Here is a 12,120-nt window from a genome sequence, read left to right as displayed (position 1 = left end):
TGTTTAAAGCACTTAACATGTGTCGTTTAGCAGTTGTTTTGAACTCTTTATTAATCTGTGTGGTCTACTAACTTCTTGTTTTATTTAACCTGAACCCGCGTTCAGGCTATTTTTAAATTTACCTAGAGTTCATTTTTCTCTAGGTATATCAGTTAGAGAGTATATGGACGTAGTACTTAAAAAAATAACCAGTTCAAATTATGAGTTAGTGTGTGATTTAGATGTAACAGAAGAGCAGCAAGATTACGTGGCGTGTAATATGTGGTCGCTGGTTGAATCGCATTACAATTCTGGCTATACCTGCAAAGCAATTTATTGTGATAACCAAGCTGTTGGCTTTTTTATGTGGGTGCAAGAATCGCCAGAAAAAGTGTCGATTTGGCGCTTTATGATTGATCACAAATATCAAAATAAAGGCATTGGCAGAATCGCGTTAAATCAAGCGCTTGACGCGATTAAGTTAACGCCGAGGCTGTGTGAGATTGAAATATGTTATAACCCTAAAAATCCTGTAGCGAAAGACTTTTACTCAAGCTTTGGCTTTCAAGAAGTGGGTATGGATGAAGACAACGAAGATATGCTTGCAATATTATCGCTTTAGTTTGCAATAATATAAAAAAGGGGCGGTTTTTAGTGAAAACTTGCCCCATTTTAATAAAACCGCTGTTTTACTGACTACTTGCCGACTTTCTTTAGCGCATTGCGAATTTATATTTATATATTGTTAAATCACTTGTTTTAAGTCTGCTAACGACACGGGTTTTAAGATCACATGCTCAATTTGGTGTTTGGCAAGCGCTTCAGCGGGTGGTTCGCTACCGCTAACAATAACTAGATTGGCATCACACTCTCTTGCTTTTATTTCACTTGCAAGGGTTAACCCTGAGCCATCAGCCAGGTTTAAATCGAGGCAAATCGTATCAAATGCGGTGTCGTTGTCTAACAATGTACAGCATTCGCTAAAACCGCTTACGCTGTGGCTCTCACAGCCAAGAGAATCAAACAGCAAACACATTAAGTCACGGGTGTTTTTATCATCTTCTACCACTAAAATACGCTGTTTAGTTGCGTTTTCATTAGCGGAAGAAGCGGGTTTTTCGCTGGTGCATGGTTTTGCTTGCAAATGCGCTTCAAGAGACTCGTAAAGCAATTCGGTATTAATTGGCTTGGTAATAATGCCATCAAAACCAAGCGCTAACAGAGTATCGATATTGTCTTTTTGCGCTGCTGCGGTGAGGGCAATAATCGGTGTGTTAATACCTTGCTTTCTGAGCGTCACAATAGCTTCTCTACCGCCCATTTCAGGCATATGCAAATCCATAAAAATAAGATCAAACGCCTGCTCGTCTGAGCACACTAAGTTAACGGCATCGAGCCCGTTATTTGCACAGGCAACCTTTGCACCTGTATTACTAATTAGGTTTTTTAATAGGGTTTGGATCTCGGGCAGATCTTCAACAATTAATACATCGCCTTTAAGTGATAATGGGCAAACGTGGCTTTCATCACTTTTACTTGCCGCTAAGCTCAGGGGCTGACATTCACCAATGTCAGTGCCTAAATCAATATCAAAACAAAAGGTGCTACCAACACCTACTTCGGATTCGAGCGCAATTTTTCCGCCAAACAGCTCAACTAAAGCGGCACTAATTGCCAACCCTAAACCGGCACCTTCTGAGGTGCGGGTAATGGTGTCTTGTAATTGCTCAAACGGCTTAAATATTTGCTTTTGTTTTTCTTTAGCAATGCCAACACCGGTATCTTGTACAGCCACATTCAAGTAATAGTTCTGGCTTTGCTGCACCAGCTTAAACACTACTTCAACCTTGCCTTCGGGGGTAAACTTTATAGCGTTGTAAACAAGGTTAATTAAGATCTGCTTTAGCCTTTTGGCATCGGTCATAATCGCTTTCGGCAGGTCGCCTTTTGCTACTATGCTAAGCGCAATGCCTTTTTTCTTTGTTTCCATTGAAAACAAACTTTGCAGATCGGCAACTAACGGGCCAAGCTCGGTTGGTGATTTTTCTATATTTAAACTGCTGGCATTAATTTTTGATAAATCCAGTACGTCGTTCAGCAAATTAAGTAAATGCTGACTGTTGTTATGAATAATGTCTAATTCGGTCTTAATGTCGCCAAGTTGATGGTTGTCGCGCAGCAGCTCAGTGTAACCAATAATTGAGGTAAGCGGTGTGCGTAACTCATGGCTTAAATGCGCCATAAAACGGTCTTTTGCGCGGCTATCTGCCTCGGCTTTGTAACGCTCTAGGCGCTCATTTTCCAAGTCGCGTCGTGATAGTGCATACAAAATTGCGCGATTAAAGCGTGGGCTGCTTATTTCAGATTTTAATAAAAAGTCATCTGCGCCGTGAGCAAGCGCTTCTTTATCAAGCCGTTCGTCTGATTGCCCAGTAAGCATAATAAACGTAGTACTGAGCTTAAGTGATTTGGCGGCCTCTAAAATAGATAACCCTGTATGAGCGCCTAAGTGATAGTCTAAAAAGCATAAATCGACAGGTTGCTGCTTTAATTCATTGAGCACACCTTGATAGTCACTTAACCAAGTGACATCAAATTGATAATTAGGAATTTGCTCAAGGTAATCGACCGTAAGCAAATAATCGTCTTCATCATCCTCTACCAGTAATACACGTACGCGCTCAATACTTGTCATATTAATCCCTATGGCAGTTCAACAATTTCAATCCAATATTTACCAAGCTGTTTCATCAGTTCAACTAAGCCTTCAAAAGTAACCGGTTTAGTTATGTATGATGCTGCGCCAAGATCATAACCACGCAATTTGTCTTCTTCTTGCTTTGAAGTAGTCAAAATAACCACGGGAATTGAACGCAATTCGGCATTTTCTTTTATCAGTTTCAGCGCTTCGCGGCCATCCATACGTGGCATATTTAAATCGAGCAAAATGATGTTAGGGCGCGGGTATTTTTGTTTATCTTCAAACGGCGCTTGATTGTTCAAATACGCCATTAGCTCAACTCCGTCATTTACAAAATATAAATTGTTGATGACTCGGCTTTCTTCAAGTGCGTCTTGGGTAAGCAAACGATCATCTTCGTCATCGTCGGCCATTAAAATATTAATTCGTTTTACTTCAGCTTCCAGCATTACTATTTTCCTCTAAATGAAATGATGATGCTGCAATCGGCAGTATCATGGTAAATGTTGTACCTTGGCCAACTTCGCTGTGCGCAGTAATCTGGCCGCCATGGCGCTCTACAATGCGTCTGCAAACCGACAAGCCAATGCCTGTGCCTTTGTAAGCGGTGCGACTGTGTAAACGCTGAAATGGGGTGAAAATTTTATCGCTGTAATCTTGTTCAAAGCCTATGCCGTTATCGCACACATCGATTTGTATCCATTCGCTGGTAATCTCATCTAAATGCTGTGCTGGAGCGTCGGCCTCTGACACGGTTACTTTGATTTCGGGCGCTTTGTCGGCTTGCCTGAATTTAAGCGCATTCGACAACAGATTTAAAAATAACTGTTGTAGCTGGCTTTCGTCGCCCTCAATTTTTGGCATGCTTGCCAGCGTAATGGTGGCGTTTGATTCGTTAATGGCGATTTCAAGGTCGTCCAGCACGCCTTCAAGTACAGCGTTTAGGTCTACTTCAACAAAGGCTTTGCCTTTTGTAGTTACCCGCGATAATGCTAATAAGTCTGATATTAACAACGACATACGCGCAGCAGCATTATCCATGCGCGATAAGTAGTCTTTGCCTTTATCGTCAATTGCGTTGGCATAAAGCTCAGTAATACGCGCTGAAAACGCACGAATTTTACGCAGCGGCTCTTGTAAGTCGTGTGATGCAATAAACGCAAAATCTTCTAGCTCGCGGTTACTGCGGCCAAGTTCTTCGGCGTAAAGCTCTAGCGCTTGGGTACGTTCTTGTACTTTTTCTTCAAGTAATTCGTTGTTTTTTTCAAGCTCTAATGCATTTTGCTTTACATTGCGCAGGTGTTTAATGAGTAATATTAAAAGCAGGCTGCTCATGATAATACTAATGGCAGCAAACCAAATTAGGTTTGCCTCAGAGGTTTTACGTGCCTTACTTAAGCGGGTAAGTAAGTGATTGCGAATAACCGTTTCGTTTTCAATGATCTCTTGATAAATCGTGCGTAAGTCTAAATCAGATATTTGCACATCTTTTAACAGGCGCTTTGGTGAGCGCTCAGAGTTTGTTTGAACGTGGCGAATACCAGCGCCCACTAAGGCAAACTTAGCTTCGGCATAACGCACAAAGTTGTCGATACGTTTTTGCTGAATATCGCTTTCAGAGCGCATTTCACGGGCTTGCGTAATACTTTCGGAAAATTGATCTAACGCTTTTTTGTAAGGCGCTAAATCGTCTTCTTGTAGCGTAATTAAATAAGCGCGCTGGCTTGATTCTGCATTGAGTAAGTCAATGTGCAAACGGTCAATGGCGAGCATTACCTTTGAAGTATTTTGAAAGCTTTGCTGAATTTGCGCAATGCTTTGGGTGTTTTGTAACCCAACAAAGGTAATTGAGATGATAGCCAATACAATAATGACAAATGCGCACCATGCAAAGCCGATGCTGTGAATGGCGCGATCGAAAAATGCTTTCATTATATTCACTTAGCGTTTTCAGCGATTTGTTGTAACAGCTCGCTGCAGGCTTTGCTTGCGGCGATTATTTTATTCGCCGCATCGCTAATTTCGCTGTTTTTCGCCGCATCTTCGCTTAAAATTTTAATAATTTCAGCATGCATTGAAATATGATTTAGTGGCTTTCGTGCATCGTGAACTAAGGTATTAAGTTGTTCATTGTTGTCAGTCATGTTTCCTCGCAAATCATGTTTTACAGTGATTCTTCGTAAGCGTTTAATCGGTTATAGAGTGTTTTAGTGCTTATACCAAGTAACTTAGCGGCCAGTGTTTTATTGCCCGAAACCGACTCAAGGGTTTTATAAATAAGCTCTTTTTCAACCGCTTCAATGGTTTTTCCAACATCAACTTCTGGTGCATCATAGGTCGCCGCAGGCGCGTTAGGTGTAACCGCTTGCTGAACAGCTGCAGCTTGATTGCGTGCTGGTGGCTGTGCAAAAGGTGATGGCTCTATTTGTTCAATATCGATTGTTTGACTATTTGGATCAGCCATAATAAACGCGCGGTGAATACTGTGCTTTAACTCGCGGATATTCCCTGGCCAATGATGGGCAAATAGCACTTGTTTACTCGTCGGTGAAAATTGATACTGAGTTTTATATTCACGGTTCAAATCATCTAAAAAGTACTCGCTTAATAGTTCGATATCTTCTTTTCGTTCACGCAATGGCGGTATTTCAATTGGAAAAACCGCAAGGCGAAAATAAATATCTTCACGCAGTACTTTCTTTTCGGCAATCTCGTTCATGGTGCGGTTAGTGGCTGAAACAACGCGGCAATTTACCGGAATTTGTTTGTTACCGCCAACGCGAGTGACATGTTGGGTTTCTAATACGCGCAATAAATTAGGCTGCATGTCTATCGGCATTTCGGTTACTTCGTCTAAAAACAAAGTGCCGTTTTCAGCTTGTTCAAACACACCTTGCTTTTGTGCAACCGCGCCAGTAAAAGCGCCTTTTTCATGGCCAAATAATTCGCTGCCGATTAAATCTTTGGTGATAGCGCCGCAGTTAACCGACACTTGCTCGCCTTGGCATTTGCTGGCGTTATGAATGGCCTTTGCCACAACTTCTTTACCAACACCACTTTCACCAATTAATAATACATTTGCGTTGGTTTTTGCCACGCGCTCAATCATGGTGATTAGGTGCTGCGCCGCTTTTGATTTACCAATTAAACAGCCAAAGTGACGCTCTATTTTCGTTGTACTTTTGCTAGTAACCGCGGGTTCTTTAAAGAGTACACGCTTTACGTCGTCGGCTTGAATTGGCTTGGTTAAGTAGTCGATTTGATCATCACAAAGCGATGCAATAGCGGTTTTTACCGAAGGATGACCTGTAATTAGGGTGATATTTACATTAATGCCTTGTGCGCGAATAAAATCGATTAGGTGAATACCGCTGCCATCGGGCAACATAAAATCTAAAAAAACATGGTCGAAGCGCGTATTTGCGAGCCACTCTTTGGCCTCTGCAATGCTTTCGGCGGTGTACACTTCGCAACCGATATATTCAAAAATACGCGCGCCTAATTCGTTAAATTCCGAGTCGTCATCGACTAATAACACTGTTTTCATAATGTCCTCAAAATACTGCACTACAAAGTAAACAAATTACTTTGTCATAATCCATAATGATTTTTCTTTTATTTCAATGGTTAGTGTTTCGCACGTTTTTATTTCGCCATCAATACTATACCTTACTGTGTCACCGTGTTGGTGTAAACAAACACGCTTACAAAGTGCATGATTTACGTTGTTTTCGCTGTGTTTTTGCTTACCTTCTATGCCGTTAAACACAAGTTGCGCAAGACTAAACGCTGCGCTGTTGTTCTCGTCGTGCTCGATGAGCGTGATATCGAGCTGGCCATCTTGATAATTTGGCTCGCCACCACCTTGCGCTAACACGGTAGAAAATGGTGCTGCATTGGCAACAACTAAACTGTTTACGTTCAATTCTTTAGGGTTTTGTTCATCAACCGCAATACACACGTTTTGTGATTTGCTTTCAGACACGGCATTAATAAAGCCGCTAATGTAAGCAAATTGGCCACCCTGGTTTTTCTCTTCGCGATTAGCAAAGCTGATCATTTGCTCCTCAAAGCCAAACGCAACCAACAACAAAGCAGTGTGTTCATTACATTGAATGGTGTCAATTTGCTGCGTTTTACCTTTAACGATTGCCTCGCATGCAAGTGTTATGGGTTCTAACTTAGTTTGCACACCAAGTAATACGTGTGCGAGCGCATTGGCAGTACCCAGCGGAATAAAACCTAAATGGCAATCGCTGTTAACAAGCGCATGGGCCACGGCCGTTACGGTGCCATCGCCACCACAGGCAATCACTTTGTTATGGTTACGTTTTAAACGCAGGGCGAGCGCACTTACATTGGTATCTTTTTCGGTAAAGTGAAATTCAAGCAAAAAGCGCTGTGTTAAATAACCAATCACTTGGTTATCGTATTGATACCATTTACCGCTACCCGAAACAGGGTTGATCACCATCGGTAGGGTTTCTGTTTTTGCGAGTAAATCAACGTGTGCAATGGCATTTAGGCGTTTTTTTTGCGAACGATTTAAACGCGCGGTTTGGCGCAATTCTTTTACCCTATCAAGCGCACCTTGAGTACTGAGCTTATGTTTATAAAGTAAATAAGCACATAATAAAAATACCGAACGACCACGGCCAAGGGCACAGTGGATCACCACTTTTTTGTTAAGCGAGTGCATTGCCTCAATCCAACGTAACGCATGAACAATTTGCGCGCGAGTAGGCGATTGATGATCAAGCACCGGTAAATTTAAGTAGTACAACCCCTCTTGCTCAGCCGACCAATTTAAGCCGTCAAATTCTGCAGTTACATCTAAAATTGCGTCAATTTTATTGGCTTTTAACATAGGAATATCGCTTGGGAATAAACGACATGCGATAAACATTTGGTCTTCAACTTGTTGCAGCGCAGGCACTGAGTCTTTGTAGCGCTGCCACGCGTTGTAAAGCTGCGCGCACAGTAAATAAGGTAACAGTACCAATTTAATAACTACTGGAATTTGCCCTGTTGCGCGTTTGCGAAGGAAATTTGGTTTTTCAAATAGGTAAGCGCTAAACACAATTAACACTGAAAGCAGAATCCAACAGCTAGCAAAAATAAATAACGGGTGTTTAGACACATAAACAAGACCGGATGCCGCAACAACCAGCAATAAATAAATGAAAGTTACATTCATACTATCAACACCTCAAAGCTAAATAACATACGGTTACAAGAATCGTACCTATGAATTTTTGTATGTATTTCAACGTGATAGTGGTTTTTTGATTGTGTAATAACTACCCGTTTGAAAAAGTTACAAAGGGTTTAAAGTAAAAGTGTGTAAAAATTACATACCTGTATAAATATGCTAGCCTAGCATTATTTTATTAAGCAAATTAAAGGGATGTTATGCGTTTTTCCCGCTATTTTAATGTAAGTGTTTTAGTACTTATGTTGATCATCGTTGGTTGCGGTGAGAGTTATCAAGCGTTACGTGATCGCGAAGCAAAGGAGCAGCAAAGCTGGCCTAAATGGCCTGAGTTTGAAGCCGCTGTGCCAAAACCCGATTGGTGGCATTCAGTACCAATTAAGTACATTGATCCTATGAATTTTACATCGGAAGAGATGACAGCCTATTACGAGAAAAATACAGGCGATGATAAATATAAACGTGATTTCAAAGTAATTTATGCGCGTATGCTTAAGCATAAAAACAATGCCCGAGAGATTGCAGGCTTTTTAGGTCGTGGCACGGTTAGCGAATTTAAACCGTTTTATGAGTTCTATATCACACACTTTTTAGATGAGACATGGCAAAGTGAGTATTGCGAACAATGTAACGATGCAAACTCGGCCATTAATATAGGAACCCAATGGCTTTATTATTTAACAGAGGGCGGCGAGTATGAGCGGGCGCAAAAAATTATCGACCAGTTATTAGAATTGAAATACCCTCGGGCGATCCCGATGCAGCGTTTTTATTTAATTCGCTCTTACCGACACTTACTAGCCAAAACGGTTACCGAAAAAGAAATATACAACCAATTAGAACCGTACATTGTCGAAAATTATAAATTGGCTGAACAAAAGCAAGACTACAAATTAATGCAGCGATGGTTAGATTTATAACGCGGTTTGCCACGGTGCAAATTTAGCGAGCAAGGATCGGTCAGTTGCGAGCCAGCAATCCTTGAAACGAACACATTAAAAAAGCCCGAATTAATCGGGCTTTTTAGATTTTATAACGCTTTATTTACCCGCTAATTTTGCGCGAGCACTGTGCAGCTTTTTGTAGCTTTCGATTAAGCGCAGGTGCTTATCTAGGCCTTCTAGCTGTGAGTTAGTTGGTGTTAAGCCATAAAAACGCACATCACCATTAATTGAACCAATAATCGCGTTCATTACTTCCTCGCCAAACATGCGGGTAAAGTTATGCTGGTAGTCTTCAAACTCAAGTTCGTCATCAAGTGCTACTTGCAGCGTTGCGTGCAGTGCTTGGTAGAATAGACCACGTTCAACAGTGTTATCGTTATATTGTAAGAAGCTTTCAACCAAGTTATTCACTTCTTCTAAATCTCCTAATGCTAAATAAATTAATAGCTTAAGTTCTAGAATAGTAAGCTGACCCCATACTGTGTTTTCATCAAACTCAATACCAATTAGGGTGATGATGTCGATGTAGTTATCAAGCTCGCTCTCTTCTAAACGATTAACTAAATCAGCTAGTTCCTCGTCAGACAGTGAATGTAGGTTTAAAATATCGTCGCGGTATAAAAGTGCTTTATTGGTGTTATCCCAAATTAAGTCTTCTGCTGGGTAAACTTCAGAATAACCCGGTACTAAAATACGGCACGCCGTACCAAGGCCTGTAAATTCAGCTACATAGGCTTCTTTACCGATGTCTTCTAAAATACCAAATAGGGCATCGCACTCTTCTTGGTTAGTGCCAGAGAAATCCCATTCAACAAACTCGTAATCGTGCTTAGCACTAAAGAAACGCCAAGAAATAGTACCCGTTGAATCAATAAAGTGTTCAACAAAGTTTTCTGGCTCTTGTACTGCCATTGAGTTAAAGGTTGGCTTAGGTACATCGTTTAAGCCTTCAAAACTGCGGCCTTGTAATAGCTCAGTAAGGCTTCGCTCAAGCGCCACTTCAAAACTTGGATGCGCACCAAATGAGGCAAACACACCGCCCGTTTTCGGGTTCATTAAGGTAACACACATTACTGGGAACTGACCGCCAAGCGAGGCATCTTTAATGACGACTGGGAAGCCTTGCTCTTCAAGCCCTTTAATACCCGCAACTATGCTTGGGTATTTATTCAGTACGTCTTCTGGTACATCTGGCAATACAATTTCTTGCTCGATGATTTGGCGTTTTACCGCGCGCTCGAAAATCTCCGATAAACACTGTACTTTGGCTTCTGCAAGGTTGTTACCCGCGCTCATACCGTTACTTAAAAATAAGTTTTCAATCAGGTTAGACGGGAAATAAACCGTTTCACCATCTGAATGACGGGTGTACGGAATTGAACAAATACCGCGCTCAACATTACCTGAGTTAGTGTCGATTAGGTTTGAACCACGCAGTTCTTGTTCTGGGTCGTAAATATCCAGCGTGTAGTCGTCTAAAATCTCGTTTGGTAGCTCGTCTTCTGGGCCTGGTTTAAACCATTTTTCATTTGGGTAATGGACAAACTCGCTATTGGCAATTTCGTTACCAAAGAACTGATCGTTATAGAAAAAGTTACAGTTTAAACGCTCAATAAATTCGCCAAGTGCCGAGCACAATGCGCTTTCTTTGCTTGCGCCTTTACCATTAGTGAAACACATCGGTGATGCTGCATCGCGAATATGAAGCGACCATACGTTTGGCACAATGTTACGCCACGATGAGATTTCAATTTTCATGCCCAAGTCTTCTAAAATCTTGGTCATGTTTTGAATGGTTTGCTCAAGCGGTAAGTCTTTACCTAAAATCATGGTATTGGCGTCGCCCTCAGGCTGACCCATTAACATGGCTTGCGCGTCTTCATCAAGGTTTTCAACTGCTTCTACAACAAACTCAGGGCCTGTTTGAATCACCTTTTTAACGGTACAACGGTCGATTGAACGCAAAATACCTTCACGGTCTTTGTCTGAAATGCTCTCTGGCAGCTCTACCTGAATTTTAAAGATTTGGTTGTAACGGTTTTCTGGGTCAACAATGTTGTTTTGCGATAGGCGAATATCGTTCGTTGGAATATCGCGCGCGTTACAGTACACCTTTACAAAATACGCTGCACACAGCGCAGATGAGGCAAGAAAATAATCGAATGGGCCAGGTGCACTGCCATCGCCTTTATAGCGAATAGGCTGATCGGCAATAACGTTAAAGTCGTCAAACAGCGCTTCTAAGCGCAAGTTATCAAGATAATTTACTTTGATTTCCATGAATTAGGTTCCAAGTGTGTCGCCGCGAATAGGTGGTTGCAGCAAGGCAAACATAATGGGTGTAATTATCCGCTTTTTTAGCGCTTAATTCACTAAAATCGGAAAATAAATACGTTTTCCCAAGTTCAGCTTATCTATTGCCACATTTGGTGACTTATTTAAGGCAGTAAATTAAGGCAGTGAATTAAGCGAGTGAAAATGTGTTTGCTGCTAAAAGCAAAGACGAAGCAAAGTAAAAAGGGCGAGAGGGAGAGGGAGAGAACGCGATATGTGCCTACATCCTTGCTAGCCCTTTTTTACAAAGTGACAAAACACAAACTCTTGTGTTGTACCAAAGGGCGTTTTATGAGTTTCATGGCGTTGATCTTTAAGCACAAAATGATCACCAAATTCTCCGTGTAAGCTTTCTGCACTGTAGCGCACAATAGGCAAACCGCTGCACTTCTCTGGGCCATCTTCTGAAAATGTGGCAATAATTATGTGGCCATGTGGTTTTAGCGCATGCAGCACGTTTTTAATATAAGCGCGGCGTTCTTCAGGCGTTGTTAAAAAGTGAAACACCGCGCGATCATGCCATACATCAAATTGTTGTTTTGGCAGTGTTACGCCTGTTATATCCGCTTCAATCCATTTTACATTTGCCGAACTTTCACCAATGCGCTTTTTAGCTGTTTCAAGCGCAGCCCCAGATAGATCAAGCACCGATACATTTGTATGCCCATTTAACAGCAAATCATCAACCAATGTTGACGCACCACCACCCACATCAATAATGGCGGCACTTTTTTCACAATTTAAACGGTTTATAAATTCTATTGAGGTCACCGCATGCGGCTGAAACCAACTCACCGCATTTGATTCTTTTGTTGTGTAAACCGTTTCCCAATGTGATTTTTTGTGCATGGTGTTTCCTGAGTTGGTTTGAAATCATGAAGCCAAAATTAAGACTCTGGCTCCATTGGTTTTATTGTCAGCGGTGCACAATGCAAGATCTGACCCCAATG

Annotated in this window: 10 protein-coding genes; 2 read left to right on the top strand and 8 right to left on the bottom strand. The window is 41.5% G+C overall.

Features of this window, described 5'->3' with window-relative positions; all coding sequences use genetic code 11:
* Positions 1–163 precede the first annotated feature (163 nt).
* Positions 164–601, top strand: a complete 438-nt coding sequence (locus AN214_RS00240; protein WP_054977892.1) for a GNAT family N-acetyltransferase — start codon at positions 164–166, stop codon at positions 599–601.
* A 123-nt stretch (positions 602–724) separates the two neighbouring features.
* Here AN214_RS00240 and AN214_RS00235 read toward each other — a convergent pair whose 3' ends face one another.
* Genes AN214_RS00235 through AN214_RS00210 form a run of 6 tightly spaced genes read right to left on the bottom strand, consistent with a single transcriptional unit; the run spans position 725 to position 7,877 of the window.
* Positions 725–2,674 carry a response regulator gene (locus tag AN214_RS00235; protein WP_054977891.1) on the bottom strand — a complete coding sequence of 650 codons (1,950 nt, stop codon included), beginning with the start codon at positions 2,672–2,674 and terminating at the stop codon, positions 725–727.
* An 8-nt stretch (positions 2,675–2,682) separates the two neighbouring features.
* On the bottom strand, positions 2,683–3,129 hold the full coding sequence (locus tag AN214_RS00230) for a response regulator (protein WP_054977890.1): 447 nt from the start codon (positions 3,127–3,129) through the stop codon (positions 2,683–2,685).
* Positions 3,116–4,612 (bottom strand): ATP-binding protein, encoded by a 1,497-nt coding sequence (locus AN214_RS00225; RefSeq protein ID WP_054977889.1) that lies wholly within the window; start codon positions 4,610–4,612, stop codon positions 3,116–3,118. Before AN214_RS00225 ends, AN214_RS00230 begins: the two co-directional genes overlap by 14 nt.
* Before the next feature lie 5 nt (positions 4,613–4,617).
* Positions 4,618–4,824, bottom strand: a complete 207-nt coding sequence (locus AN214_RS00220; protein ID WP_010558585.1) for a hypothetical protein — start codon at positions 4,822–4,824, stop codon at positions 4,618–4,620.
* A 20-nt stretch (positions 4,825–4,844) separates the two neighbouring features.
* Entirely contained in the window at positions 4,845–6,227 is a 1,383-nt protein-coding gene (locus AN214_RS00215) for a sigma-54 dependent transcriptional regulator (protein ID WP_054977888.1), read from the bottom strand.
* A 36-nt stretch (positions 6,228–6,263) separates the two neighbouring features.
* Positions 6,264–7,877, bottom strand: a complete 1,614-nt coding sequence (locus AN214_RS00210; RefSeq protein WP_054977887.1) for a diacylglycerol kinase family protein — start codon at positions 7,875–7,877, stop codon at positions 6,264–6,266.
* 215 nt (positions 7,878–8,092) lie between these two features.
* Here AN214_RS00210 and AN214_RS00205 point away from each other — a divergent pair, with 215 nt between their 5' ends.
* Positions 8,093–8,812, top strand: a complete 720-nt coding sequence (locus tag AN214_RS00205) for a hypothetical protein (RefSeq protein WP_054977886.1) — start codon at positions 8,093–8,095, stop codon at positions 8,810–8,812.
* 120 nt (positions 8,813–8,932) lie between these two features.
* Here AN214_RS00205 and AN214_RS00200 read toward each other — a convergent pair whose 3' ends face one another.
* On the bottom strand, positions 8,933–11,116 hold the full coding sequence (locus AN214_RS00200) for an OsmC domain/YcaO domain-containing protein (RefSeq protein WP_054977885.1): 2,184 nt from the start codon (positions 11,114–11,116) through the stop codon (positions 8,933–8,935).
* 285 nt (positions 11,117–11,401) lie between these two features.
* Entirely contained in the window at positions 11,402–12,019 is a 618-nt protein-coding gene (locus tag AN214_RS00195; protein ID WP_054977884.1) for a class I SAM-dependent methyltransferase, read from the bottom strand.
* Between the last annotated feature and the right edge of the window lie 101 nt (positions 12,020–12,120).

It is taken from the genome of Pseudoalteromonas sp. P1-9 (assembly GCF_001399975.1).
In the GTDB taxonomy this organism is placed as follows: domain Bacteria; phylum Pseudomonadota; class Gammaproteobacteria; order Enterobacterales; family Alteromonadaceae; genus Pseudoalteromonas.
Note: the sequence above shows the minus strand (reverse complement) of the source record. Positions and strands in the feature narration are given on the sequence as shown.